The 25,247-nt window shown below is 69.7% G+C and carries 29 protein-coding genes; 13 read left to right on the top strand and 16 right to left on the bottom strand.

What is annotated here, in order from left to right:
- Positions 1-24: 24 nt before the first annotated feature.
- From ACMGFE_RS11345 to ACMGFE_RS11330, 4 genes are all read right to left on the bottom strand, one after another.
- On the bottom strand, positions 25-612 hold the full coding sequence (locus ACMGFE_RS11345) for an L-threonylcarbamoyladenylate synthase (protein WP_436925311.1): 588 nt from the start codon (positions 610-612) through the stop codon (positions 25-27).
- 74 nt (positions 613-686) lie between these two features.
- On the bottom strand, positions 687-1,679 hold the full coding sequence (locus ACMGFE_RS11340) for a ring-cleaving dioxygenase (RefSeq protein ID WP_436925310.1): 993 nt from the start codon (positions 1,677-1,679) through the stop codon (positions 687-689).
- Positions 1,680-2,112: 433 nt separating this feature from the next.
- Positions 2,113-2,628, bottom strand: coding sequence for a redoxin domain-containing protein (locus ACMGFE_RS11335; protein WP_436925309.1), 516 nt, complete (start codon positions 2,626-2,628; stop codon positions 2,113-2,115).
- Entirely contained in the window at positions 2,628-2,897 is a 270-nt protein-coding gene (locus ACMGFE_RS11330) for a glutathione S-transferase N-terminal domain-containing protein (RefSeq protein ID WP_436925308.1), read from the bottom strand. Before ACMGFE_RS11330 ends, ACMGFE_RS11335 begins: the two co-directional genes overlap by 1 nt.
- 89 nt (positions 2,898-2,986) lie before the next feature.
- Between ACMGFE_RS11330 and ACMGFE_RS11325 the strand changes: the two genes are divergently transcribed.
- Positions 2,987-3,604, top strand: a complete 618-nt coding sequence (locus tag ACMGFE_RS11325; RefSeq protein ID WP_436925307.1) for a type IV pilin domain-containing protein — start codon at positions 2,987-2,989, stop codon at positions 3,602-3,604.
- Positions 3,605-3,762: 158 nt separating this feature from the next.
- The gene (locus ACMGFE_RS11320) at positions 3,763-5,175 is read left to right on the top strand and encodes a hemolysin family protein (protein WP_436925306.1); all 1,413 of its coding nucleotides are present in this window, start codon (positions 3,763-3,765) and stop codon (positions 5,173-5,175) included.
- 197 nt (positions 5,176-5,372) lie between these two features.
- On the opposite strand, the gene ACMGFE_RS11315 is transcribed toward ACMGFE_RS11320, so the two are convergent.
- The 4 genes from ACMGFE_RS11315 to hisB all read right to left on the bottom strand — a co-directional run bounded on the left by ACMGFE_RS11315 (position 5,373) and on the right by hisB (position 8,366).
- Positions 5,373-5,993 carry an IMPACT family protein gene (locus ACMGFE_RS11315; RefSeq protein ID WP_436925305.1) on the bottom strand — a complete coding sequence of 207 codons (621 nt, stop codon included), beginning with the start codon at positions 5,991-5,993 and terminating at the stop codon, positions 5,373-5,375.
- A gap of 25 nt (positions 5,994-6,018) precedes the next feature.
- Positions 6,019-7,119, bottom strand: coding sequence for a YhjD/YihY/BrkB family envelope integrity protein (locus ACMGFE_RS11310; RefSeq protein WP_436925304.1), 1,101 nt, complete (start codon positions 7,117-7,119; stop codon positions 6,019-6,021).
- A gap of 57 nt (positions 7,120-7,176) precedes the next feature.
- Entirely contained in the window at positions 7,177-7,665 is a 489-nt protein-coding gene (gene trpY / locus ACMGFE_RS11305) for a TrpY family transcription regulator (RefSeq protein ID WP_436926086.1), read from the bottom strand.
- Positions 7,666-7,778: 113 nt separating this feature from the next.
- Positions 7,779-8,366, bottom strand: coding sequence for an imidazoleglycerol-phosphate dehydratase HisB (gene hisB, locus ACMGFE_RS11300; protein ID WP_436925303.1), 588 nt, complete (start codon positions 8,364-8,366; stop codon positions 7,779-7,781).
- 163 nt (positions 8,367-8,529) lie between these two features.
- On the opposite strand from hisB, the gene ACMGFE_RS11295 reads away from it, so the two are divergent.
- Entirely contained in the window at positions 8,530-8,703 is a 174-nt protein-coding gene (locus ACMGFE_RS11295) for a hypothetical protein (protein ID WP_436925302.1), read from the top strand.
- Positions 8,704-8,792: 89 nt separating this feature from the next.
- Here the strand turns inward: ACMGFE_RS11295 and ACMGFE_RS11290 are convergent, their stop codons facing one another.
- The gene (locus ACMGFE_RS11290; RefSeq protein WP_436925301.1) at positions 8,793-10,037 is read right to left on the bottom strand and encodes an MFS transporter; all 1,245 of its coding nucleotides are present in this window, start codon (positions 10,035-10,037) and stop codon (positions 8,793-8,795) included.
- Positions 10,038-10,174: 137 nt separating this feature from the next.
- On the opposite strand from ACMGFE_RS11290, the gene ACMGFE_RS11285 reads away from it, so the two are divergent.
- Complete coding sequence (locus ACMGFE_RS11285; protein ID WP_436925300.1) at positions 10,175-11,248, top strand: TrmB family transcriptional regulator; 1,074 nt, start codon at positions 10,175-10,177, stop codon at positions 11,246-11,248.
- A gap of 12 nt (positions 11,249-11,260) precedes the next feature.
- Here the strand turns inward: ACMGFE_RS11285 and ACMGFE_RS11280 are convergent, their stop codons facing one another.
- Together ACMGFE_RS11280 and hisA are read right to left on the bottom strand one after the other, a co-directional pair.
- Positions 11,261-11,578, bottom strand: coding sequence for a hypothetical protein (locus ACMGFE_RS11280; RefSeq protein ID WP_436925299.1), 318 nt, complete (start codon positions 11,576-11,578; stop codon positions 11,261-11,263).
- Positions 11,579-11,796: 218 nt separating this feature from the next.
- Entirely contained in the window at positions 11,797-12,516 is a 720-nt protein-coding gene (gene hisA, locus ACMGFE_RS11275; RefSeq protein ID WP_436925298.1) for a 1-(5-phosphoribosyl)-5-[(5-phosphoribosylamino)methylideneamino]imidazole-4-carboxamide isomerase, read from the bottom strand.
- 148 nt (positions 12,517-12,664) lie between these two features.
- Between hisA and ACMGFE_RS11270 the strand changes: the two genes are divergently transcribed.
- The 4 genes from ACMGFE_RS11270 (at position 12,665) to ACMGFE_RS11255 (ending at position 17,445) form a co-directional block, all read left to right on the top strand.
- The gene (locus ACMGFE_RS11270) at positions 12,665-14,299 is read left to right on the top strand and encodes a globin-coupled sensor protein (RefSeq protein ID WP_436925297.1); all 1,635 of its coding nucleotides are present in this window, start codon (positions 12,665-12,667) and stop codon (positions 14,297-14,299) included.
- 78 nt (positions 14,300-14,377) lie between these two features.
- Positions 14,378-15,577 carry an inorganic phosphate transporter gene (locus tag ACMGFE_RS11265; protein WP_436925296.1) on the top strand — a complete coding sequence of 400 codons (1,200 nt, stop codon included), beginning with the start codon at positions 14,378-14,380 and terminating at the stop codon, positions 15,575-15,577.
- Positions 15,578-15,721: 144 nt separating this feature from the next.
- On the top strand, positions 15,722-16,111 hold the full coding sequence (fer, locus tag ACMGFE_RS11260; protein ID WP_436925295.1) for a ferredoxin Fer: 390 nt from the start codon (positions 15,722-15,724) through the stop codon (positions 16,109-16,111).
- Between the two features lie 227 nt (positions 16,112-16,338).
- Entirely contained in the window at positions 16,339-17,445 is a 1,107-nt protein-coding gene (locus tag ACMGFE_RS11255) for a prepilin peptidase (protein WP_436925294.1), read from the top strand.
- 24 nt (positions 17,446-17,469) lie between these two features.
- On the opposite strand, the gene ACMGFE_RS11250 is transcribed toward ACMGFE_RS11255, so the two are convergent.
- Positions 17,470-17,733 carry a hypothetical protein gene (locus tag ACMGFE_RS11250; protein ID WP_436925293.1) on the bottom strand — a complete coding sequence of 88 codons (264 nt, stop codon included), beginning with the start codon at positions 17,731-17,733 and terminating at the stop codon, positions 17,470-17,472.
- Between the two features lie 178 nt (positions 17,734-17,911).
- On the opposite strand from ACMGFE_RS11250, the gene hisI reads away from it, so the two are divergent.
- Complete coding sequence (gene hisI / locus ACMGFE_RS11245) at positions 17,912-18,280, top strand: phosphoribosyl-AMP cyclohydrolase (protein ID WP_436925292.1); 369 nt, start codon at positions 17,912-17,914, stop codon at positions 18,278-18,280.
- A 4-nt stretch (positions 18,281-18,284) separates the two neighbouring features.
- A complete protein-coding gene (locus tag ACMGFE_RS11240) occupies positions 18,285-19,460 on the top strand; it encodes a DUF7118 family protein (RefSeq protein WP_436925291.1) in 1,176 nt (391 codons plus the stop codon).
- Positions 19,461-19,607: 147 nt separating this feature from the next.
- Here the strand turns inward: ACMGFE_RS11240 and ACMGFE_RS11235 are convergent, their stop codons facing one another.
- A complete protein-coding gene (locus tag ACMGFE_RS11235; RefSeq protein WP_436925290.1) occupies positions 19,608-19,853 on the bottom strand; it encodes a BolA family protein in 246 nt (81 codons plus the stop codon).
- A gap of 281 nt (positions 19,854-20,134) precedes the next feature.
- Between ACMGFE_RS11235 and ACMGFE_RS11230 the strand changes: the two genes are divergently transcribed.
- Positions 20,135-20,353, top strand: a complete 219-nt coding sequence (locus ACMGFE_RS11230; RefSeq protein ID WP_436925289.1) for a hypothetical protein — start codon at positions 20,135-20,137, stop codon at positions 20,351-20,353.
- Positions 20,354-20,374: 21 nt separating this feature from the next.
- Here the strand turns inward: ACMGFE_RS11230 and ilvA are convergent, their stop codons facing one another.
- The 3 genes from ilvA to ACMGFE_RS11215 all read right to left on the bottom strand — a co-directional run bounded on the left by ilvA (position 20,375) and on the right by ACMGFE_RS11215 (position 23,147).
- Positions 20,375-21,586: a threonine ammonia-lyase gene (ilvA, locus tag ACMGFE_RS11225; RefSeq protein ID WP_436925288.1), complete on the bottom strand. Its 1,212-nt coding sequence runs from the start codon at positions 21,584-21,586 to the stop codon at positions 20,375-20,377.
- 125 nt (positions 21,587-21,711) lie between these two features.
- Complete coding sequence (locus ACMGFE_RS11220) at positions 21,712-22,677, bottom strand: hypothetical protein (protein ID WP_436925287.1); 966 nt, start codon at positions 22,675-22,677, stop codon at positions 21,712-21,714.
- A gap of 62 nt (positions 22,678-22,739) precedes the next feature.
- The gene (locus ACMGFE_RS11215; RefSeq protein WP_436925286.1) at positions 22,740-23,147 is read right to left on the bottom strand and encodes a gamma-glutamylcyclotransferase family protein; all 408 of its coding nucleotides are present in this window, start codon (positions 23,145-23,147) and stop codon (positions 22,740-22,742) included.
- A 107-nt stretch (positions 23,148-23,254) separates the two neighbouring features.
- Between ACMGFE_RS11215 and ACMGFE_RS11210 the strand changes: the two genes are divergently transcribed.
- Together ACMGFE_RS11210 and ACMGFE_RS11205 are read left to right on the top strand one after the other, a co-directional pair.
- The gene (locus tag ACMGFE_RS11210; protein WP_436925285.1) at positions 23,255-24,673 is read left to right on the top strand and encodes an MATE family efflux transporter; all 1,419 of its coding nucleotides are present in this window, start codon (positions 23,255-23,257) and stop codon (positions 24,671-24,673) included.
- A 65-nt stretch (positions 24,674-24,738) separates the two neighbouring features.
- Positions 24,739-25,224 carry a dihydrofolate reductase gene (locus ACMGFE_RS11205; protein WP_436925284.1) on the top strand — a complete coding sequence of 162 codons (486 nt, stop codon included), beginning with the start codon at positions 24,739-24,741 and terminating at the stop codon, positions 25,222-25,224.
- Positions 25,225-25,247 lie beyond the last annotated feature (23 nt).

The following is a 25,247-nucleotide window of genomic DNA, read 5'->3' as shown; positions in this document are numbered from 1 at the left end:
GCGGGATCACCGAGCGAGGGCGGATCACTCGTGCCTGTCGAGCCACGATTCGATCTCCGCGCTCATCGCGCCGCGGCGATGGATTTCCCCCGTCTCGACGTCCACGACGGTGCTTTCCATCCCGTCGGTCCGACCGCCGTCGAGCACGACGCCTACCGCCTCGCGGACCTCGTCGCTCAGCTCGGCGACCTCGCGAACGCTCCCGGTCCCACTGAGATTCGCGCTCGTGGCCGTCACGGGCGCGTCACTCGCGTCGAGCAGTTCGAGCGCCAACTCGTGGTCCGGCACCCGAACCCCCACGCGGTCGCGTCCGGCCGTGAGAACGTCGGGTACGACTTCCCGTCGCTCGACGACGACGGTGACCGGCCCGGGCAGAAACTCCCGCATGAACGCCAGTTCGCGCTCTGTGGGCTCGGTGTACTCCCGCGCGCGCTCGACGCTCGGGACGCCGAGCGAGACGGGCTTGTCCCGCGCCCGGCCTTTCACGGCGAACACCCGCTCGACGGCGTCGGCGTCGACGGCGTTCGCGCCGAGCCCGTAGACCGTCTCCGTCGGGTAGACGACCAGCTCGCCGTCTTCGATCGCCCGCGCCGCCCGCGCCACGTCGTTCATATCCGAGGATCCGACGCTGGGCGGGAAAAGCGTGACGCGACGGGCGTCTCTCGGGCCCCGACCCCCGTTCGCGCTCAGTCGTCGGCTTCCGCGGTCTCCGCTCGCGGGATCGTCACGTCGGGCAGGTTCGCCTCGATCTGCTCGCGTCGGTCCTCGAACTTCCCGGGGAGGACGAGCCGGCCGCCAAGTTCGTCGAGCGGTTCGTCGCTGTCGTAGCCCGGACCGTTCGTCGCGAGTTCGAAGAGGATGCCGCCGTGCTCCCGGAAGTACACCGACCGGAACCAGTGGCGGTCGATCTGCGTCGTCGGGTTCAACCCCTCCGAACGGGCGACCTTGCGGATCGCCTCCTGGTCCGCGTCGGTCGGCGTCTGGAACGCGACGTGGTGGACCGTGCCCCGTCCCTGTCGCCCGCTCTGGACGGTCGGTAACACGTCGACGTACTTCCCGACCGACCCCGGCGCGGCGAACCGCGTCCGCTGGTCGCCCGGCGTGTCGCCCTCGGCCTCCTCGGTACCGACCTCCTCGAAGCCCATCCGCCGGAGCAGCCCCTCGGTGGGCTCGGGGTCGACGAGCCAGAGCGTCACCGAGTGGAACCCGCGGATCGCCGCGTCTTCGGGCACGAACTCCGTCCACGGGACGGTCGGGTCGTCCTCGGGAATGTCGACTTCGACCAGTTCCACCGGGAGCCCGTCGGGGTCGCGGAACGGCAGTACGGTCTCACCGAATCGCTCGACGCGGTCGTCGTAGTCGACGCCGTAGTCGTCGAACCGATCCTCCCAGTAGTCGAGGCTCCCCTGGGGGACGCGGAACGCCGTGCGGGAGACCTGTCCGGAGCCGACCTTCCCCTGTCCGGTCTGTTCGCCCCAGGGGAAGAACGTCATGCTCGTCCCCGGGTTCCCCTCCGCGTCCGCGAAGAAGAAGTGGTAGGTGCTCGGGTCGTCCTGGTTGATCGACCGCTTGACGAGTCGCAGCCCCAGCGTCTCGACCCAGAAGTCGAGGTTCTGCTGCGGGTCGCTCGCGATACAGGTCACGTGGTGGATGCCCGGCGTCCGTGTGTCGTCTGTCATTGGAACTCTGTATGCGCTGGTCGTACTTCAGTAGGCGCTGACATCAGTGTAACCGGGTTTGTGGGGTGTGAGTGCCCAGCTCGAAAGCCCTCGACCCGCTCGCTAGCAGTTGATTCCGGCAGTGGAGACAGTAAGCGATGAAAGCCCTCGACCCGCTCGCGGCCGCCGAGCGGGATATCCTCACTCCGTTCGGATAGTGCCCGCTCAGGCGACTCCGTTCGCTTCGCTCACCGCGAGCAGGCCTCGCCCTTTCAGTCCACCAGGAAAACGGCCACACCACCGCACAGCACCGCACCACACACCTCCCCAACCGACTGCGGTGCTCGCTCCGCTGCGCTCCTCATCCCTCGCGCGGCTCCGTCGTGGCACGGAGGCCGCAACAGCGCGCGCCACCGCCTAGCAAGGCACAGAATAGCCGAAACGACCCCGCAAGTCACAGTTCTTCGATCGCCTCGCCGACTTCGTCGTAATCGGGGAAGTCGGGCCACTGGGACGCGACCCAGGCGTACTGGACGACCCGTTTCTCGTCGAGGGCGAAAACGGCGGGGCGGGGCTCCTCGATGCCGGCCATGCCGTCCAGGTCGTTGACGATGTCGAACTGCTCGGCGACGTCGTTTCCGGGGTCCGAGTAGAGACGCGCGTCGACCCCTCGTGACTCCAGCAGGTCGGCGTGCTCGTACGGCGAGGAGATGGACAGGCCCACGATCTCGCAGTTGTCGCGGTCGAGCCACCCGCGGTCACGGATCTCGTTCCAGATGTACGTCGCTGGGAACGCGCCGTCCATCGGGTGGAAGACGAGGACGACGGGCCCTTCGTCGGTCAGTGCCGAGAGGGAGACGTCCTCCCAGTACTCCTCGTTGACGAGCGGGCGCTCGAAGTCGGGGACGCGGTCGCCCTCCTCGGGGTGGTCGGTCTCGGGGAGGTCGACGATGTCGAAGTCGAGGTCCATCAGGCACCCCCCATCCCGCGCTCGCCGTAGGTGGCGTCGAGGTACGCGACGATGTTGGCGCTCTCGGACATCGTGACGCCGGTGGACTCGTCGACGATGGCGGGCACGGTGCGCTTGCCCGTGAGTCGCTGGACCACGTCGCGGTCGCTGTGCATCGGTTCGACGAACCGCGAGCGGTAGTCCAGGTCGTACTCCTGAAGCTTCCTGGTCACCCGCTCGCAGAACGGACAGGCCTGCAACCGGTAGAACGTGATGGCTGGCTCGGTCATTCCGACGGGAGATAGGGCCAACGGCCGGGTAAGCGCTTCGCCGCCGCCGACCCCGATCTTTAAGGGCGAACGGGCGACCAGCCCGGCGCGTGACCGACCACCGCCCGTCCGGCGCCGACCGGCCGTCCGCCTCCGGCCCCGGCCGGCCGACCGGCGACCGGTCCCAGATCGACGACCCTCGAACGCCGGATCGAGCGACGAGTCCGGTCGTCGGCGTGGTCGTCCTCGTCGGGGTGACGGCGCTGCTGGCGTCGGTCTCGCTGGCCGTCGTCGGTCTCGACCACGCTCGTCCCGAGGCCGCGCCGCAGGTCCACCTGAGCGCGGAGCTGTCGGCGACGGACGGCTGGCCCGACGGTCAGCGGCTCCGGATCGTTCACGAGGCGGGCGAGACGCTCGCCGTGGAGGACCTGGCGCTGGTCGTCGAACTGGCGCGGACGGGCGAGCGCGCGAGGCTCCGCGGGTTCCCGACGCGACGGCTCACGGACGAACACGTCGACGGCGCGGCCCTGTTCGACCGGACGTACGCCGGCGTCGACGGCGAACTGGACGCCGCCCACGGCGACGGTCGCTGGGAGAGCGGCGAGGCCGCGTCGGTCCGGATCGCACAGCACGAGCACGACGTGCGTCCGGGTGACGGCGCGGAGGTCCGCGTCGTCCACCGGCCGAGCGGCGCGACCCTGGCGCGCGTCGAGGTGGTCGCCTCGTGACCGGACCGGGGTTCGATCGGCAGTCGCAGTGGTGGTCGAGGTCAGCCTGCTCGGGCAGAATACCGATCGAGACCGGCGTGAGCGGCCGTGCTGTCGGGTGGAACGGGGGGTCCGGTATGACAAGCCTTAATTCCGCCCCACGACAAGTCTCGGCGTCGATGGGTATACCCGCAGTGGCGTGGCCAGACGTGGCGCTCGCCGCACAGCAGACGATCGACGTCTACGGATACGTCGTCCCGAAGAGCGCTATCGCGACAGCCGGAGTGCTCCTGATCGTCGTCCTGATCGGACTCTCGGCGTTTTTCTCCTCGTCGGAGATCGCGATGTTCTCGCTCCCGGCGCACAGAGTCGAGGCGCTCGTCGAGGACGGGCGCCGGGGCGCGAACACGCTCAAAGGGCTCAAAGACGACCCACACCGCCTGCTGATCACCATCCTCGTCGGGAACAACCTCGTCAACATCGCGATGTCCTCGATCGCGACGGGACTGTTCGGCCTCTACATGAGCCAGGGACAGGCGGTCCTCGCGGCCACGTTCGGGATCACGGCCATCGTGCTCCTGTTCGGCGAGAGCGCGCCAAAGTCCTACGCCGTCGAGAACAGCGAGTCGTGGTCGCTACGGATCTCCCGGCCACTGAAACTCGCCGAGTACGTCCTGATGCCGCTGATCGTCTTCTTCGACTACCTCACCCGGATCGTCAACAAGGTGACTGGCGGCCGCTCGGCCATCGAGGAGTCCTACGTCACCCGCGAGGAGATCCGCGAGATGATCGAGACGGGCGAGCGCGAGGGCGTGCTCGACGAGGAGGAGCGCGAGATGCTCCAGCGCACCCTGCGGTTCAACAATACCATCGCCAAGGAGGTGATGACGCCGCGGCTGGACATGGACGCCATCTCGACGGACGCCTCCATCTCCGAGGCCATCGAGCAGTGCATCCACAGCGGCCACGCGCGCCTGCCCGTCTACGAGGGGAGCCTGGACAACGTCATCGGCGTCGTCCACATCCGCGAACTCGTCCGCGACCAGAACTACGGCGAGACCGAGGACGGCGACCTCGAACTCGAAGACCTCATCGAACCGACCCTGCACGTCCCCGAGTCGAAGAACGTCGACGACCTGCTCACCGAGATGCGCAACGAGCGCCTGCACATGGTCATCGTCATCGACGAGTTCGGGACGACCGAGGGGCTCGTGACGATGGAGGACCTCACCGAGGAGATCGTCGGCGAGATCCTCGAAGGCGGCGAGGAAGAGCCGATCGACTACGTCGGCGACGACACCGTCGTCGTCAAAGGCGAAGTCAACATCGAGGAGGTCAACGAGGCGCTGGACATCGACATCCCGGAGGGCGAGGAGTTCGAGACCATCGCCGGGTTCATCTTCAACCTCGCTGGCCGCCTCGTCGAGGAGGGCGAAGTGATCGACTACGACGGCGTCGAGATAACCGTCGAAGGCGTCGAGAACACCCGGATCATGAAAGCCCGCGTCACCCGGACCGAGAACTACGATCCCGACGACACTCCGGACGAAGAAGAAGTCGAAGCCGACACCGGCGAAGTCCAGCCCGAGTGACCGCCCCGCCGCCGCCCCGCCGCTGCCCCGCTGTTCTCGTCACTGCCGTTCGACCGACCGAGACCGATCGTTCGTCGCGTTCCGCTCGCCCGAAGGCTACCGTTTCGACTGGAGAGACGTCATCAGACGGCGGTGGACGGTCTCTACCGGAGTAAATCGCTCGACTTCGGCGACCCGCTGGTCCCGGAGAACTGCGGTCACGAGTCGATGTCTGCGCGACCGCTCGTGGCGCTCAGGAGTCGGTCGCGGAGGCCGTCGCCGTCTTCGACGGGGACGCGCACGTCGAAGGAGGCCCGCTCGGCGTAGTCGGCGTCGAACTCGACGCCGGTGCTCTCCAGGATGCCCCGGACGGTGCCCGAGTCGTCGTAGTCGACGGCGACCGAGAACGTCTCGTGGGGCCGTTCGGTCGTCGTGCCGGCGGCGTCGAGGCCGTCTTTGACCGCTCTCGAATACGCGCGAGCCAACCCGCCGACGCCGAGGTTCGTCCCGCCGTAGTAGCGGGTGACGACGGCGACGACGTTCTCGACCTCCTCCTGCTGGAGGACGTTCAGTGCGGGGTCGCCGGCCGACCCGGAGGGCTCGCCGTCGTCGCTGGCCCACTCCCGGAAGGGGTCGGCCCGGACGCGGTAGGCGGGGACGTTGTGGGTCGCGTCGGCGTACTCCTGGCGGACGTCTTCGACGAAATCCTCGGCCTCCTCGACCGTCCGAGCGGAGGCGACGTGGCCGACGAACGCCGAGCCGCGCACCTCGAAGCGGGCCTCCCCGCGGCCGTCGACGGTCCGGTAGGCCTCGTCGGTCGTGCCGGGCGCGTCTGTCACGTCTCGGCGTTCGGGCGGCCCGGTCTTAGCTCTCACCGTCGCGGGGCGGGTCGGTCCCGCCGCCGTCCGTCTCGGCCGCTCCGCTCCCGTCGACTTCTCTGCCGCGGGCCCACGTCATGTCGAGGTGTCCCTGGACTTCCTCGCCGCCGAGTTTCTCCGGGCGGTCCGGGGCCGAGACGTTCGTCTCGTACTCCTCGGGCGGCGGGAGCGTCACCTCGTCGTCGCCGACGCGGACCGTGAGCGACCGGCCGGCCGCGAGGCCGTCGTCGATGGTCTCGAGTTCCTCGGCGAAGGGGGCGCGCTCTTTGGCCTCGCGGTCTTCGCCCCACCCCGCTTCGGAGCGGTCGGCCGACCGGCCCGCGAGGACGGCGTTGAACGCCGCGCCGATCAGGATGACGAAGCCGCTGAAGTACAGCCACGTCACGAGCAGGAGGATCGTTCCGACGATCCCGTAGCGCTCGCCGACGCTCGCGACGGCGACGTAGTACCGGAAGAGGTACTCCAGGAGCGTCCAGCCGACGGCCGCCAGCACCGTCCCCGGGACGACCTCCCGGACGGTGACGTCCTCGTCGGGGAAGAGGTAAAACAGCGGGAGGAAGACGATCACGAGGCTGGCCGTCGAGACGACCCGGTCGAGGAACCCGCCGACCGCCCCGCCGTCGAACGAGACGACCGACCCGATCGCGGCGGCGACGAGGAGGCCGACGCCGACGGCGCCGAGTGCGACGCCGGCGTCCCTGAACGAGTCGACGATCCCCTTCGGGTCGTCGAGGTCGTAGATGCTGGAGAAGGCGGCGTCGAGGCTCCGGAAGATCTTGATCGCTCCCCAGAGGAGCACGCCGACGCCCAGCACCGAGAGGCTGGTGTGCTCGGTCGCCTCGGTGACGGTCTCGGTCAGCAGGCCGCTGGCGTTCGGCGAGAGGTAGGTCCCCATCGCCCGCAGCGCGTCGACCGCCGCCGCCTGGTCCTCGATCCGGGAGATCAACAGGAGGATGACGAGCATGAACGGCAGCAAAGAGACGAACGCGTGGTACGCGATGCTCCCCGCCATGAACGTCAGGCGTTCCTCGCGGGCCTCCCGGGCGACGGCACGAACGAGCGCCCCGGCGCGTCGGAGCCTCGACATGCGTGCGCTACGGGCCGCAGCCGGAAAACCGGGTCGCCGACGGACGCAGGGTGGCCCTCAGCGCAACTCGATCTTGTGGACGAACGCCATCCCGCGGATCTCGTTCAGGAGGTCGCCCGGGAGCTCGCCGTCGGTGATGACGTAGAGCTTCGGTTCGTCGGTGAACTCGGGGTCCTCGCTGATCGTCTGGCGGATGGAGATGTCCCGATCGGCGATGGCGCCCGTGACGGTCGAGACGATGCCCGACTCCTCGGCGTCGCGGACGGTGATCGCCAGCGCCGTCAGGTCGAGGACCGGCGCGAGATCCATCAGGCTCGGGATCGCGGAGATATTCTGGAAGATCCGGCGGAGCTGGTCGTCGGCGAGGATGGCGTCGGTGGTGGCGTCGACGACCCGGCGGTCGACGTCCACCTCGCGGGCGATGCCGGTGTTGGGGATCTCGATGCCGCCGGAGACGACCCGTCCCTCGTCGTTGACGGAGAAGCCGCGTTCGAGGATGAGCCGGATGACGGCCTGCTGGCTGGGCGAGTCGGCGAACTTCTCCATGATCGCGTCGAAGGTCGCCGTCTCGGCGTCCACCTCGTTCACACCCCCGCCCACCTCGTCTGCGCCTTTGCCGGCGTCGCCGTTTCCGACGCCGTCGCGCTCGTCGTCGCTCATTATAGCTCGCCTTTCGTGCTCGCCACGTCGCTGCGGCGCTCGTCGATCCGCGTGGCGTCGTCGAGCGCGCGGGCCAGGCACTTGAACAGCGCCTCGACCTCGTGGTGGGCGTTCTCGCCCTCGACGCCGGCGTGGAGCGTGAGCCCGGCGTTCATCGCCAGCGAGCGCAGGAAGTGCTGGGCCATGTGGCTGGTCATCTCCCCGACGGCGTCCTGCGAGAACTCGCCGTCGAAGTCGAAGTACGGGCGCCCACTCACGTCGACGACGACGCCCGCGACGGCCTCGTCGAGGGGGACCTTCCGGTCGGCGAAGCGGCGGATGCCGCGCTTCTCGCCGAGTGCCTCGGTGAACGCTTCGCCGAGGCTGATCGCCACGTCCTCGACGGTGTGGTGGTCGTCGACCTCCAGGTCGCCGTCGCACTGGACGGTGAGGTCGAACAGGCCGTGCGTGGCGAACGACCCGAGCATGTGGTCGAGAAACCCGATCCCCGTGTCGACGGTGGCGTCGCCGTCGCCGTCGACGTCGAGGGTCACCTCTATCGCCGTCTCGGCGGTCTCGCGGGTCACCGCCGCCGTCCGCTGAGTCATGTCACGACCAAGCGCGCCCGCCTATTTGGCCGTTGTGTTCGTTCGAGCCGCGGTCACAGGCGCGTGGAACGCTCGGCGTCCGCCGCCCGACGGCGGTGCGTCAGTCGAGCGTCAGACGCGCGTCTGCCCGGGCTTTACGTCCGGTTGCATCGATGACACGAGTATGGACCGTCACTGGACGCTCGACCTCGTGGCGCTGTCGGGCATCGCGGCCGGATTCGTCCTCTTCGCGGCCGGCGACGCAGCGCCACTCGCGGGCGTGGTCGCCGCGGCCAGCGCGTACGCGCTCGTCCTCCCCGAGTTCGTCGCGTCCAGCCGACGGACCAGTCCCCGCTGACCCCTCCCGGTCCGGACGCGACTGCGGTCCCGCTGGCCCCGGCGGTAGCGGATTCTTCCGTCCTCCCGCTCGTCGTGAGGACTCCGCCCTCAGTCGTCGACGGCCGCCGTCCCGCCCGCCTCGCGGGCGTCCCGTCGCCCTTCCGCGATCCGCGCGACGGTGACCACCGTCAGCGCGGCCACGACGGGGGCGAGGAGCAGGCGCATGGCCGTCGCCGCGCCCGCGTCGCCGACGACGAAGCCCATGAGCGCGGGCACGCCGCCGACCGAGACGGCGGACACCGCCGACGCGAGCGCGTTGACCGGGCCGCTGTACTCGGGCGCGGCGTCGGTCGCGTAGGCCATCATCGTCGGGAACACGCCCGAGACGAGCAGGCCGATGGCGACCACCCCGGCGAGCACCCACAGGCCGTCGGCGACGAAGAACGTATAGGCGAACGCCGGAACGAGCAGACCGAGGACGCCCACGAGCAGGGTCAGCGGCCCGAGCCGGTCGCTGAGGGCGCCGCAGGCGAACCGCCCGGGGACGTAGGCGACGAGCATCGCCGTCAGGGTCGCCTCCGCCCACCCCGCGGGGAGTTCGGCCCGCGCGTAGTAGGGGAGCCAGGTGAACAGGCCGCCCTCGACGCCGGTCACGAAAAAGAGCATGGCGAGCAGCGCCAGCACCTCGGGCCGGCGGACCAACTCGGCGAGGTCCTCGCGCGTCAGCGGTTCCTCGCTCGACTCGACCGTGGGCGCGCGGAGCGATCGGAACACGAGCGCGAGCGCGAGTACGCCGACCCCGAGCGCGCCGTAGACGAACCGCCACGACCCCGCTCGCAGCGCGAGCACGACCGCCAGCGGGCCGAGAGCGGCGCCGACCGCCCAGGTCCCGTCGTAGAGGTTGTAGACGCGTCCGCGAACGCTCGGGTAATAGTGACTCAGGAGCGGTCTATCGAGCGCGCGGAAGAGCCCGACCGCCGCGCCCTGCACGGTGAGCGCACCGAGGAACACGGTAAACGACGGGGCCAGCCCCATCGCGAGGAGCGCGGTGCCGGTCACGAACGCGCCGAGGGCGATGAGCCGCCGCACGTCGACGCGCCCCGCGCTCGACCCGACGACGAGGATGACCAGCAGGTAGCCGACGGTCCCCGCCGGCGCGACGAGCCCGAGCTGCCACTCGGGCACGGTGAAATACCCCTCCAGCGTCGGGAGCACGGCGCCGCGGGCCTGCATCACGGCGCCCGTGAACGCCATCGTCAGGAAGATCGCGACCGTCCACAACCGGCGGTTCCTCGGGTCGGCGGCGTCGTCGGAGCCCGTCGCCTCGGCGGGGCTGGCGGCCTCCTCACTCACCGGCCGCCCTCCCGCCGCGCCCCGCGGGACGGCTCGCCGGCGCTCGGCCCCCGATCCGCTCGCTCGTCTCGCACATACGGAGGAGTACCGAGTGCCGTCGGAAAACGCTTTTGTAGATAGTCAAAGAACCTGTTCCAATGAGCGAGTCGCGGATCAGGGAGCACCTGGGGGCGTTCGGGCTCTCGGCGACGGAGGTCGAGACGTACCTGGCGGTCGCCCGCCGCGGGGAGGCGACGACGGGGGACGTGGCGGCCGCGGCGGACGTCTCGCAGGGGTACGTCTACGAGGTGGCGGAGACGCTGGTCGACCGGGGGCTGGTGACCGTCGACGAGAGCGCCAGCCCGACGGTCCTGCGGGCGCGGCCGTCGGCCGAGGCCGTCGCGGACCTGTCGACGCGCGTCTCCGACCTGCAGGCGGCTATCGACGACATCTACAGCGAGCCGGCGGCGACCGACGTGGGGTTCGAGGTGGTGCGCTCGCGCCGGACCGTCGAGCGCCGCGCGGAGCGCTTCCTCGACGACGCGGTCCACGAGGCGTTCGTCGTCGTCCCGGCCACCACCTTCGCCGACCTGCGTGAGGCGATGGCCGCCGCCGTCGACCGCGGCGTCTTCGTCTACTGCATGCTGGTCGCGCCCGACACCGGCGTCGTCGCCGACGCCGTCGACGACTTCGGCACCTACGCCCACGTCGTCCGTACCTGGGAGGCCCGCCCGCAGGTGATCGTCCTCCGGGACGCCCGCGCGGGGATCGTCGGCTCACACGGCGTCCTCACCGGTCGCCACGGCGACGAGTACGCCGTCTCGTTCGGCCAGCCGGAGGTCGCCAACGGCTTCTACGGCAACACGGTCAGCAACGTCTGGCCGATGGGCGAGGCGCGCCACGTCACCGAACCGCCGGAACTCCCGGCCACGTTCGAGTACTTCCGCAACGGCGTCACCACCGCCGCCCAGCACCTGGCGGCCGACCGCGACCTCGTCGCCGACGTGACCGTCGCCGACACGGGATCCGACCACGAACTCGACCTGGACGGCGTCCCCGTCCGCGAGGCGAAACAGAGCCTCGTCCCGCCGGTCACGAGCGACTTCCCGGTGGAGAACGCGCTCGTCGTCGAGACGGAGAGCGGCCCCGCCAGCATCGGCGGCGACTCCCCCGGCTTCGACCCCTACTTCGAGGACTTCGCCGCTCGCCGCGTCACGCTGCGGGACGCCTGACGGCCGGTGGGGTCAGTCGCTCGTCTCGGCGAGACCGGCGTCTTCCCGGGCGTCCGCACTGCCACTCCCACTCCCGGCTCCGTCCCCGCCCGCATCGCCGTCGCCCGGGAGCTTCGCGAGCCGGTCGAGACCGAGCGTCGCCAGGAAGCAGACGCTCCCGACGTAGAGGAGCGACTGCGGGTCCGTCACGAGGCGGCCCACGATGCTGTTCCCGTATCCCAGTACGGTCCCGAGAAACCCGAGCGTCGACGTCGTCCATCCCAGTCCGGTGATCCCGGCGAGTTGCTCCGCGGTGTCGGCGTTCGTCGGTAGCGACGGCTTCCAGCTCATTGCGCTACCATTCCCACAGTCTTCAATAATAGCTCGTCTTTCGTGAGTAATCGTGGTGTAAACGTGGTTAACGCGGTAGAGAAGAGGAGTATGTGTGTCGAAGTGACTTGAAATAACAACCTACCGATCCTGGTCTGGTCCCTACTGGTACGTAACCTGCCTGAAAAACGCCCTTCGACGTCGGAAAGTGGGTGGTATTCCGGTCGTCCCCGGACCGCTCACACCGCGTCGATCGCGTCTTCGAGCGTGAACGCGCCCTCGTACAGGGCGCTCCCGACGACCACGGCGCTCGCACCGGCGGCTTCCAGCGCGCGCACGTCGTCCAGGGTGGCGACGCCGCCGCTGGCGACGACAGGGACGTCTACGGCGTCGACCACGCGTTCGACGGGCTCGGTCCGCACGCCCTCCAGTTGGCCCTCCACGTCCACGTCGGTGAAGAGGATCCCTCCGGCGCCCAGGTCCTCGTAGCGGGCGGCGGCCTCGGCGGGGTCGAGGCCCGTCCCCTCGGTCCACCCGGAGACGACGACCTCGCCGCCTTTCGCGTCGAGGCTCACGAGGACGCTGCCGGGGTACTCGTCGCTGATCGCGGCGACGATCTCGGGGTTCTCGACCGCGGCGGTGCCGAGGATGACGCGGTCGACGCCCGCCTCGAGGAGCGCGGTGGCATCGTCGACGGTGCGGATGCCGCCGCCGAGTTGCGTCTCGACGTCGACGGCGTCGACGACGGCCTCGATGGCGGCGGCGTTGGCCCGCTCGCCCTCGAAGGCGCCGTCGAGGTCGACGAGGTGGAGCGTCCGCGCGCCCTGGTCGACCCACCGCTCGGCGGCCGCGACGGGGTCGCCGTACTCCTTCCCGGTGCCGCGCTCGCCGCCGACCAGCTGGACGACCTGCCCGTCCTGCACGTCGACGGCGGGCACGACCTCGAACTCGGGGAACATATCCGTCGATGGGCGAGCGCGGACGTAAAGCGTATCGGTCGAGGGAGCCCGCCGAATCGCCCGACGGCAGTATCACGTGCGAAAATTCGGTGGGTACCGTTAAGGGCGCGACCGGGGAACGCCAACGTACATATTCGGTCACCCACTTATGAGAGACTACGATGACGAATTCGGTCGTGGCGGACTGAACTCCGAACTCGATCTCGGCACGCTCGTACGGGATATCGGCCTCGACGAGGCGGAGATCGCGTGGCGAAAGGAGTTCGTCGGCTTCGACGAAGACGACGCAGAGCGGCTGTCGGCGCTCGAACCGCTGTTCGCCGACCACGCCGACCAGATCGCGGAGGACTTCTACGACAACCTCACGAGTCACGAGGAGACCACCGACGTGTTCGGCCGCTCGCCGAAGACCGTCGAACAGCTCAAGCGCACGCAGTCGGCGTACTTCGCGACCCTCGCGGCCGGGGAGTACGACGAGGAGTACTTCGCCGACCGCGCACGCATCGGCAAGCTCCACGACGTGCTGGAGATGCCGATGAAACACTACATCGGGCAGTACGGCGTCTACTACGACCTCGTTCTCGACTTGCTCCGCGAGCGCCTCCGGGAGAACCTCGTCGACGCGCTCCGCGCGGAACTCGCCGACGCCGCGGCCGACGGCGGTGTCGCGCCCGCTGGCTCCGCCAGTTCCGGGATCGAGCCGTCCGGGGACGGCCCGGACGTCGACATGGAGGCGGTCGAGCGGGTCGTCGAGTCGGAGGTGGATGCGGGGATGGACGAGGTGCTGTCGGTGTTGCGGGTGATCAACCTCGACATGCAGGTGGTCGCGGACACCTACATCCACTCGTACAACGAGCGTCTCGAAACCGAGGTCGAGCGGCGCGAGGAACTCGCGTCGGAGCGCGAGCGCCTCCAGGCACAAGTCCAGGAGGACATCGAGGCCCCGGTCAACCAGTTGCTCGACGCGTCGGAGGACATCGCCGACAGCGCCGGCGAGATGTCCGAACTGACGGACGAACAGGTCGAGCGCGTCGACGGGATTTCGGGCGAGGTCTCGCGGATGAGCGCGACGATCGAGGAGGTCGCGGCGACCGCCGACGAGGTCGAGACCACGAGCCGGCGGGCGCGGTCGCTGGCCGAAGAGGGTCGCGGCGAGGCCGACGGGGCGGTCGACGTGATGGCCACCGTCGGCGAGGCGGTCGACGAGGTGGCCGACGACGTGGAGGGCCTGCAGACCCGCATCGTCGAGATCGACGAGATCGTCGAGATGATCAACGACATCGCGGACCAGACGAACATCCTCGCGCTGAACGCGTCGATCGAGGCCGCCCGCGCGGGCGAAGCGGGGTCGGGCTTCGCCGTCGTCGCCGACGAGGTGAAGTCGCTCGCGACGGAGTCCCAGGAGCGGGCCGGCGAGATCGAGGGGATGGTCGACGAGATCCAGCACGACGCCGACGAGACGGTCGCGAACCTCGCGACGACGACCGAGCGGGTCGACGAGGGGATCGACCGCGTCGAGACGGCGATGGCCAATCTCGACGACATCGTCGACGCCGTCGCCGAGGCCGCACAGGGGGTCGCGGAGGTCGCTGACGCGACCGACGACCAGGCGGCCAGCGCCGAAGAGGTCGCGAGCATGCTCGACGACCTCGTCGACCGGGCGGAGGAGGTCTCCGACGAGGTCGCGGACGTGGCCGCCGCCAGCGAACAGCAGGTCGAGATGGTCCGCGAGATCGATCGGACGGTCGACCGCCTCGGCGTCGACCGGACCGACGCGGCGTAGCCGATCGACCGGACCGACGCGGCGTAGCCGATCGACCGTTCCATCACATTTTACTCGCCGTCGGTCGAGGGAATCGGCATGGTCTCTCTGTTGCTCGTCGTCGGGGTCGCCGTCGCGGTCTTCGTCGGCTTCAACATCGGTGGTTCGTCGACGGGGGTCGCGTTCGGCCCGGCCGTCGGGAGCGACACGATCTCGAAGGTCGTCGCCGCGGGACTGATGACCGTCTTCGCACTGCTCGGCGGCTGGACCGTCGGCCGGGAAGTCGTCGAGACGCTGGGCAGCGACATCGTCACGACGACGTTCACCCTGGAGATCAGCATCGGCGTCCTCTTTTTCATCGGGCTGGCGCTGTTCCTCTCGAACATCGCCGGGGTCCCGGCCTCGACGTCGATGACTGCCGTCGGGTCGATGGCCGGGCTCGGGCTGGCCCGCGGGACGCTCAACTGGGCGGAGATGGGCCAGATCGTCACGTGGTGGCTCGTCTCGCCCGTCCTCGCGTTCTGGGTCAGCGCCGTCGTCGGCCGCTACTACTACCCGCGGCTGGTCGAGTGGTTCGCGGTCACCCAGACCGAGGGGTCGCTGGTCGTCCTCGACCGCTCGGGGGCGCTCCCGCGACCGGAACTCGGGCCGAACACGACCGGACGGGAACTCGTCGGCACCCTCTCGGTCGTCGGAATCGGCTGTTACATGGCGTTCTCGGCGGGCGCGTCGAACGTCGCCAACGCCGTCGCGCCGCTGGTCGGCAGCGAGTCGCTGGGGATGGACACCGCGATCCTGCTGGGCGGGGGCGCCATCGGCCTGGGCGCGTTCACCATCGCGCGGCGGACGATGGACACCGTGGGCAACGACCTCACCGAACTGCCGTTGCTGGCGGCGCTGGTCGTCGCCGCCGTCAGTTCGACCATCGTCACCGGCCTCTCGGCGCTCGGCGTCCCGGCGAGTTTCGTCATCATCGCGACGATGAGCATCGTCGGCCTGGGCTGGGGCCGCGCGACCCGGACGGTCACGCTCTCGGACGCCCGGCGGGGCGACGCCCCGGAGGTGTCCGTCGGCGCGCTGGCCGCCGACGCGCCGGACGCCCCGACCGTCGGCGGCGAGGGCGGGACGCCCGAGAGCAGCGAGTCCCAGCCGATCGGCGACGAGGAGAGTGAGGACATCCCGCGGGCGGCGGACCTGTTCGAACCGGAGACGACCGCGCGGGTCATCTTCCTCCAGAACGTCGTCCCGGGCATCGCGACGGTCGCGTCGTACCTGCTGTTCCGGTTCGTCCCGCTGTGAGCCGCGTCGCTCGCGGCGGGCCGAACGTGTGCGGACGTACGTCCACTGATCGGACCGTTTGCTCGGCAATATCTGCCATCGCACGGTCGAGACGGTAGCGGAAACAGCAAGGTCTAACAGTCAGGAAGGCGAACATCGCAGGTGATGCCCACCGTAGAGTACCTGAATTACGAAGTACTGGATGACCAGGGTTGGGATATGTACGACGAGGAGACCTTCGAGAAGGCCGCCGACGCCGGCCTCGACGACGAGGACTACGGCACGCTGGAGGTCAACGAAGGGGAGTACATCCTCGAGGCCGCCGAGGCCCAGGGCTACGACTGGCCCTTCTCGTGTCGCGCTGGTGCCTGCGCCAACTGCGCAGCCATCGTCGTCGAGGGCGAGATCGACATGGACATGCAGCAGATCCTCTCCGACGAAGAGGTCGAGGACAAGAACGTCCGCCTGACCTGCATCGGCAGCGCCGCCGAGGACGAGGTCAAGATCGTCTACAACGCAAAGCACCTCGACTACCTGCAGAACCGCGTCATATAAGCGTCTCGCGACGCACACGTACTATTCAACTATCGGGACCCGCCCGATTTTCGACGCCGACTCCGTGAGCGACGGCACCGACTGCGGGGGGAGATCGCCAGTCGGGTCCGCGCTCGGTCGTCTCCAAGCCAGTCCGCGGTCGGCGGTCTCCCAGCCAGTCCGCGACCGCTCCGTCCGTCGACGCCCGCGCCGAAACCACTAACTGACTCCATCGCGCTCATCCGGTCGTGATCGAGTGGCTGGCGACGTTCCTGACGAGTTCGCCGAAGCCGGACCTGCTGCGCCTGGTCGCCGTCCCCGTCTTCGCCTGGGCCGCCTACCGCGACGTCCGCACTCGCCGGGTGCCCAACCGAACGTGGCTCCCGCTCGCCCTCCTCGGGATCGCGCTGCTCGCGTGGGACATCTACCGCGCCTCCACGGGGGCCATGATTGGCGGCCTCGCCGAGCGCGAGCGCTTCTACCTCCGCGTGGCGCTCTCGCTCGGGATGGTCGGATCGCTCGGCTACCTCTTCTACTGGTTCGGCGGCTTCGGCGGCGCCGACGCGAAGGCGCTGATCGTCCTCGCCGTGCTCTTCCCGACCTTCCCCGCGTACATGTTCCCGAACACGGCGCTGCCGCTGACGCGCACCACCGTCGGCGTCTTCTCGCTGACGATCCTCTCGAACACGGTACTGGTCGGCGCGGTCTACCCCCTGTTCGTCACGCTCCGTAACGCCCTCTCGGGCCACCGCGCGCCGATCATGTTCATCGGCAAGCCGATCCGGGCCGCCGACGCCGTCAGGGAGTACGGCTCGCTCCTCCAGACCCCCGAGGGGTTCTCCCGCGGCGGCCTCGACCTCGACGCCCTCCGGATGTACCTGCGCTGGCGCGGGGTCACGCTCGCGGCGGTCCGCGAGGACCCCGAACGCTATCGCGACCCCACCAGTCTCCCCGACGACCCCGCCCCGCCCGGTGACGGGTCGATCCCCGACGGCGGCGACGTAGTCGGGCCCGAGACGACGGACGCGACGGCCTCCGGTGGCGACGAGGCCGCTCGCGCCGCCGACTCCACCGTCGCCGACCCCGCTGATCACGCCACCGACGCCGAAGCGGCCGGTGCGGACGCCGACGGATACGACGACCCGTGGGGCGCCGAGGCGTTCCTCGACGACATCGAGGGGTCGGCCTACGGGACGACCGCCGAGGGGCTGCGCGAGGGCCTGAACGTGCTCGCCGCCGAGGACGTGGTCTGGATCTCCCCCGGAATGCCGTTCATCGTCCCGATGTTCGTCGCACTGGTCGTCAGCCTCGTCTACGGCGACCTGTTCTTCGAACTCGTCACCCTGCTCGTCTGAGCGCTCCGTCCCACTCTGGCGTCGCTACGGCTCGGCGGGCTCGACCCGGTCGTAGGCGGGGCCGATGGCGAAGATAGAGACGAGCCAGCCGACGGCGACGGCGATGTACGCGAGCAGAGGAGTCCGCTGAAACCCGGGCGCGTTCGTCACGACCAGCAGCGCGAACGCGCCGACGAGGAGTCCGACCGCGACGACCGTGTTGCCGGCGTTCCAGAGGAGAAACGCCTGCATCGCCCGGCCCTCCTCGCGCCAGGCGGCGACGAACTGCCGGATCCGGTAGCCGATCATCGAACGTGGGTTGTGCGCCGCAGGGCATAAGTGTGGGCGGCCCGCGCAGTCCCGGGAGGCGACCAGCGTGTGGTTCCGGGAGGCGGCCAGCGCGCAGTCCCGGGAGGCGGCCCGTCCCGGGGAGCCGGACGACCGAGCGCGACAAAAGACCTATTCGCCGGTCGCTCCCAGTTGCGATATGACCGACGAAGTGGACCTGGCGTTCGGCGAATCAGAGCGCATCCCCGCCGTCGCCCAGGACGCCGACTCCGGCGAGGTGTTGATGCTCGCGTACGTCACGAGCGAGGCCGTCGAGCGCACCCGCGAGACCGGCCTGGCCCACTACTACTCGCGCAGCCGCGAGGAGCTCTGGCAGAAGGGCGCGAGTAGCGGCCACGTCCAGGAGGTCGAGGAGATCCGCGTCGACTGCGACGGCGACGCCCTCCTCTATCTCGTCGACCAGGAGGGCGGGGCCTGCCACACCGGCTACGAGTCGTGTTTCTACCGCACCATCGACGGCGAGACCGTCGGCGAGCGGGTGTTCGACCCCGACGAGGTCTACGAGTAACAGGATGAGCGACGCCGCCTTCGACCCCGCGACCGACGACCCCCGCGCCGCCGCGGACGCCCTCGTCGCCGACCTCGCCGCGGCCAGCGAAGCCCTCGAACGCGCCCGCGACCGCGTCGACGCCGTCGGCGAGTCGGAACTGCAGGCCGTCGCCGACGTCTACGACGAACTCACGACGCTGTTCGAGCGCTACGAGGAGGAGGTGACCGGCGACGGCGACTTCAAGACGTTCATCGAGTTCCAGAGCCAGATCGCCGCCGTCACCGAGGAACTCCCCGAGGACGTCCGCCACCGGGACGTGTTCGAACGCGTCGACGACCTCCTCCAGCAGCGACGGCTCACCGAGTCGGACTGGCGGAAGGTCCGCTCGGCGCTCGACCCCGTCCGCGACGACGTGGCGCGCATCGAGGACCGCCGCGAAGCCCGCGAACGGTACGCGGACGTCCGATTCACCGTCGAGCGCCGCATCGACGCGATCGAAGACCAGATCGCGGACCTCGAATCCCTCCGGCGCCTCGGCGACGCGGACCTGGACGCGCCGACCGACCGACTGCGCGATCCAATCGAGACGTACAACGACCGCGTGACCGACGCCTTCGCCGCGTTCCGGAGATCCGCCAGTGCCCGCGAACTCCTCGCGTTCGTCGCGAAGACCCGGTCGTACCCGCTCGTCGGCTTCGAGTCGCCGCCCGACGACCTGCGGGAGTACGTCGAGACGCACGAGGCCGGCACGGAGCCGATGGGGCAACTGCTGGAGTACGCCGACTACTCGAAGTCCAAGCTCGACCACTACGTGAACGACCCCGAGGCGCTGAAGCGCAACGTCTCGACGCGGCGGACGTACCTTCGCCGCCTCGGCCCGGAGCCGTTGACTGTGGACTGGCCCCCGCCGGAGGCGGAGACGCTCCGGTTCCGGGCGCGAGAGCTGACGAGCGTCGTCGCCCGGTTCGCCGACGACGTGGAGGACGGCGAAGACGCGCTCGTCGCGTTGCGGCGAGTGCGCGACCTGCCCCGTGAGACGGACTACGAGCGGCTCCGCGACAGCGCACAGGCACGGGCGCAGCTCGGGCCCGACGAGCGCGAGCGCCTGGCCAGCGGCGAGGTCGACGAGGAACTGACGGCCTGTCGCGACGCGAAAGAGCGGCTGGAGGACGCGCTGGAGGAGTACCCCGCGCTGTAGTCTGGATTTCCTGCGGATCGAAGACCGCGACCGCCCCGCCTGCACAGAACCGCTGATCAGCCGAAACGGCCGGGGCTTTCACGCTGTTGTACACTCCGTTCTCGCAGGCGGTCGCAGTAGCAACCCGGCTAACGCGACCGACCGAGACTACTCCTCGCGTTCCTCGGGCGTGTAGGTCTCGACCTCCAGCGCGTGGATGTCGGTGGTCATGCGGTCGCCGAGGGCGTCGTAGACCAGCTGGTGACGGTCGACGAGCGACTCGTCGGCGAAGGCGGGCGAGACGACGGTTGCGGCGAGGTGGTCGTCGTCGTCGGCGCCGCGGGCGCGGGTGACGGTCGCCTCCGAGTCCGGGATGGACTCCTCGATGAGGGCTTCGATGTCGTCGAAGTTCATGCCCGGAGCGAGGCGGGCGAGCGGAAAAACGCTTGCCACTGGCGACACGGGCGTTCGGGGTGAGGCCGGGATCACGGGGGATTCATACGCCCGCGGCGTCTCCCTCCGACCGGCGGCGATGACGATTAGTTACCCCTCCGAGCCCCTTGTGACGACACGGGACTCCGAGCCGCCTCGATTCCGGCCGACGAGCGGTGACTGACGGTTCTCGCGGTCGGACGACGGCGGACCGAACGTGTTTGGGACGACGTTCTTGAAGACGGCGTGATACGTGCCGATAGATGACTCGTTCACCCGGAGGACAGTTCGGGGACACCGACACCGCGATCACCGGGCAGATGGTTCCCTGTCCGGACTGCGGGCGGGCGACGGGCGTTCCGGTTCCGAACGGGTGCACGCTCGTCGACGCCGACGAAGCGGCCGAGGCCTCGTCGACGACGAAGTGCCCGACCTGTGACGCGCGGTTCGAGGTCGGCTACCGGTTCGACGCCGACGACTGAGGTCCGGCCGACGGGGTCGAGTCAGACGAGCACGTCGACGTCGTAGCCCTCGGACCGTAACGCGTCGAGCAGTTCCTCGGCGTGGTCGGGGCCGCGGGTCTCCAGGTCGAGTTCGACCTCGGCGGCGTTCATAGCGACGTCCTTGCCGGCGCGGTCGTGCTCGATGGCGTGGATGTTGGCGCGCGAGTCGCTGATGATCTCGACGAGGCGTTCGAGTTCGCCCGGGCGGTCCTTGAGCGTCGTGCGAAGGCGGAGGTAGCGCCCGGTCTCGACGAGGCCGCGCATGATGACCGTCGTGAGGACGTTCAGGTCGATGTTGCCGCCGCAGAGGCAGGGGACGATCACCTCGTCGTCGTCGTAGTCGAATCGGCCTTCGAGGAGCGCGGCCAGCGGGACGGCGCCGGCGCCCTCGACGAGGGTCTTGCCGCGTTCGAGCAGGGTCGTCAGCGCGACGGCGATCTCGTCGTCGCTGACGGTGACGACCTCGTCGACGCGCTCCCGGATCACGTCGAACGTCTGCGTGCCGACCTTTCGGGTGGCGATGCCGTCGGCGATGGTGTCGACGCTGTCGCGCTCGACGATCTGGCCTTTCTGGAGGGAGTCGGCGACGCTGGAGGCGCCCTCTGCCTGGACGCCGACGACCCGTGCCTCGGGATTTTTCGCCTTGACGGCGGTGGCGATGCCGCTGATGAGGCCGCCGCCGCCGATGGGGACGGCCACCGTCTCGACCTCGGGGAGGTCTTCGAGGATTTCGAGGCCGATGGTGCCCTGGCCGGCCATCACCATCGGGTCGTCGAAGGCGTGGACGTAGACCCGCCCCTCGTCGCGTTCGATCTCGTGGGCCTTCTCGGCGGCCTCGTCGTAGTCGGCGCCGTGGAGGACGACCTCGGCGCCGTAGTTGCGGGTGGCCTTGACCTTCGAGACGGGGGCGTGCTCGGGCATGACGATCTTCGAGTCGACGCCGATTCGCGTGGCGGCGAGCGCGACGCCCTGGGCGTGGTTGCCGGCGGAGGCGGTGACGACGCCCGACGCCTGTTCCGCGTCGGAGAGCGTCGCGATCTTGTTGGTGGCGCCGCGGATCTTGAACGAGCCCGTCCGCTGGAACGTCTCCAGTTTCAGGTGCACGTCGGCGCCCGTCATCGCCGAGAAGGTGTGCGAGTAGTCGATCGGCGTGTGTCGAGCAGTCTCGGCGACTCGCTCGCGCGCGTCCAACACGTCCGCGAGTTCGATCATACCGGTGCTACCGCTCGACGGGAGTTAGAGGTAGGGGAAGATGGCGTGTGACGACAGGGAGTGCACGTGGCTACCACTTGAACCCGAGCCAACCGGAGTGAAAGTGAAATCGAGGGACGGCGCGGTCAGGACGCCGACGGATGTCCGGAGAGGAACGGATCGATGCGGACGCCTTCCTCGGGGAGCGGCAGGTCGAAGGGAAGCGGGCCCGAGAAGTCCCCGCCGAACGGGCGAAACTCGGCCAGTGCGGCGGCGGTGCCCGACAGCGTCTCGGCGTCGGCGGGCGTCGAGACGACCATGACGGCCCAGCGGGAGCCGTACTCGACGCCGCCGGGGCGCTCGTACACCCAGTAGGGGTCCGGTCGATAGTGGTTCATGGCCCTGACGGCGGTGACGGGCGTCGTGAAGGTGACGACCTTCTCGGCGCCGCCCAGCGAGATCTTGCCGGTCGACAGGCTCAGGTCGGGTGCCAGCCAGTACTTGTTGGACACCGTCTTCTGGCCCGCCGGGTCGAGGATCGGACTCTGATCTGGCGCGAGACCGAGAGCGGTCGCGTTCGGCGTGGCCAGGTCGAACTGAACCTCGACGCTCCGGAACTCCCGGAACGACGGCGGTCGCTCGATGGTGAACGGGACTCCGAGGATGTAGTAGTCGAAGCGCGGGTCGGACATGAACGCGAACTGCCGCGGGTCGAGCGCCTCGACGTGGGCGTGACCGAAGTTGATCCGGCCCGAGGGACGCGGCGACGGCGGGCTGGCCGGCGTCGGCCGTACCCGCCTGCCGCCGTGCTCCGGAGCCTGTGCTCCGGTCGTCGTCCTCGCGCCGACCGTCTCGACGTCTTCGCTCGCCGCCCAGTCGGCTGCCTCGACCGGCGTCTGCCAGCCCGTCCCGACCTGGGGCACCTCGACCGTCTCGAAGACGAGGCTGCTGACGGCCGCCTCGGCCGCGATCGGGGCGCCCCCGAAGGTCGTCTCGTCGTGACCCGGAGAGACCAGCCGTCGGGCACCGTACCCGCTCGCGGCCGCTGTACTCGAATCGACCGGACTCGACGCGCTCGCCGGGGCGGTCGATTGCTGTTGTTGCTCAGTCATCTCAACGGAAAGAGACGAACACGTGACGAATCAACCTCCGCGTTGCGATCGCAGGGACCGACTCACCCGAGCGTCACGGTCACGTCGCCGGCCACGTACGACCTGACCCGCTCGGCGAACGGTCCCTCGCCCGGCCACTCGACAGGTGCGTCGAGTCGCTGGGGGTCGCCGACGTAGGTCTCGACGGGACGGTCAGAGTCTGAGGGGGTCTCGTCGCCGTCCCCGTCCGCCAGCGGGACGGTCACTCGAACGTACAGCCCGCTCTCGACGCCTTCGTAGCGGTCGAGCGCCGCTCGGTCGTCGGTCCGGAGAACGCGGCCCCCCACGCTCCCACCGGGCGCGAGCGTCGGGTACTCGCCGTCGACGCGGTGGAGGCCGTCGAGGACGGCCGGCGCGCGGTAGGTGAAGTCGTCCAGCACCGCCTTCGCTCGCGCCGGATCGGTGAGCGTCCCGTAGACGAAGACGTCCATACGTGAGTCGACGGTCGGCCAGCGGTATCGGCGTTGGGGCTCTCGCGCCGTCCCCGGTCGAGGGGCCATCGGTAGCTTCAATCCCGGCGAGTCCGGATGCGGGAGCAATGTCGACGGCGAGCGTGCGGGAGCGCGGGCTATCGGTCTGGCGGCGAGTGCTCTCGCTGTCGTGGCCGATGATGATCCAGCACGTCTTCCGGACGCTCATGCGGACGACCGACGTGATCGTCACCGGCCTGTTCTCGCCGGCGGCGGTCGCGGCGGTCGGCCTCGCGGACCTGTACGCCCGCTTTCCGCTCCGGATCGGCCTCGGCCTGGGGAGCGGCGCCATCGCGCTCTCCAGCCAGGACACGGGCGGCGAGGCCATCGAGAACCGCGACCAGGCGGTCACGCAGGCGGTCCTCCTCGGCCTGCTCTCGGGGATCCCGTTCGTCGCCTTTGGCTTCCTGTTCGGGCAGCAGGCCATCGCGCTGCTGGGCGCGCCCGACGACGTCGCCGAGATGGGCGGGACGTACCTCGCCGTCGTCTTCGCGAGCGCACCGGCGCGACACGTCGCGCTGGTCAGCGCCCGCGCGCTGCAGGGCACCGGCGACACGCGGACGCCGATGTACGTCGACGTGACCTCCTCGATCCTCAACATCGCCGGTTCGCTCGTGCTCGGGCTCGGACTGTTCGGCGCGCCCAGGCTGGCGATCGTCGGCGTCGGCATCGCGACGGCGGTCGGGAACTGCTTCACCGCCGGCGTGCTCACCCTCGCCATCTGGAGTTCGAAGACCGAGGCGTCGTTCGCGCGCCCGCGGGACCTGGTCATCGCGAAGCAACTGCTCGCGGTGAGCGCGCCCCGCATCGGCGAGGGGCTGGTGACGACGCTGGCGGAGTTCCCGTTCAACGCGCTCCTCCTCACGTTCGGGACGGACGTGAACGCCGCCTACCAGATCGGCCGACGGATGTACCAGCAGGTCACGTCGCCGCTGGGTCGGGCGTATCACACCGCCGCGAGCGTGGTCGTCGGGCAGTCGCTCGGCGACGGCGACGTGCCGATGGCCCGCTTCCAGGGGTGGGCGACCACGGCGCTCGCCGTGCTGACGATGGGCGTCATCGGCGTCGTGCTCTTTTTCGGCGCCGACTGGTTCGTCGCCTTCTTCACGAGCGACCCGTCGACCGCCGGGTACGCGACCGGGTTCGCCCGCGCCTACGCCGTCGCCGCGCCGGCCATCGGCGCGTACCTGGCGCTCTCGGGGTCGCTCCAGGGCGGCAGCGACACCCGGACGCCGTTCGTCGCGCGGACGACCGGCCTGTTCGGGTTCCTGCTCGGGTTCGGCTACCTGACGAGCGTCGTCCTCGCGTGGGGTGTAGTCGGCATCTACGCGGGCATCGCGCTCCAGCAGTTCTGGGCGCTCGCGGTCGTCGGGTGGGGATTCGCCCGCGGCGACTGGGCGGCGAAGGCCGCGGCGATGATGGACGAACGCGGGAGCGCCGGCGAGCGCGACGGGGAGTCCGACGCCGACCCGGACCTCACGGATTGAGCGCGGGGTCCGGCGGACGACGCGGAGACACCGTTCGTTATTGTCCGCCCGTCCGAACCGAGGGTATGGAACTCGTCTCGGTCGCGGCCGTCGCCGAGAACGGCGTCATCGGACGGCACGACGAGGTCCCCTGGGACCTCCCGGAAGACAAGAAGCAGTACCGCGAGCGCGTCGCCGGCCACCCCACCGTCTTCGGCCGGCGCACCTACGAGATGTTCGCGGATCCGCCGGGGTCGGCCCAGATCGTCCTCAGCCGCTCTCCGCGGGAGTACGACCGCGAGACCGCCTCTCACGCCTCCGACGTCGCGGAGACGGTCGAGATCGCCGAGTCGCTCGGTACCGACCGCGCCTTCGTCCTCGGCGGCGGCGCCATCTACGACCTCTTCCAGCCTCACCTCGACCGCATGGTCCTGACGCGCGTCCCCGGCGAGTACGAGGGCGACACGTTCTATCCGGAGTTCGACGAGGACGAGTGGCTGCTCGTCGAGACCGAGGCCTACGAGAACTTCACCGTCGAGACGTGGGAGCGGCGGGACGAGCGGAGCGAGTAGGACCGCCCAGCATCCGCGCCGAG

The organism is Halosimplex amylolyticum (genome assembly GCF_051414035.1).
Taxonomy (GTDB): Archaea; Halobacteriota; Halobacteria; order Halobacteriales; family Haloarculaceae; genus Halosimplex; species Halosimplex amylolyticum.
Note: the sequence above shows the minus strand (reverse complement) of the source record. Positions and strands in the feature narration are given on the sequence as shown.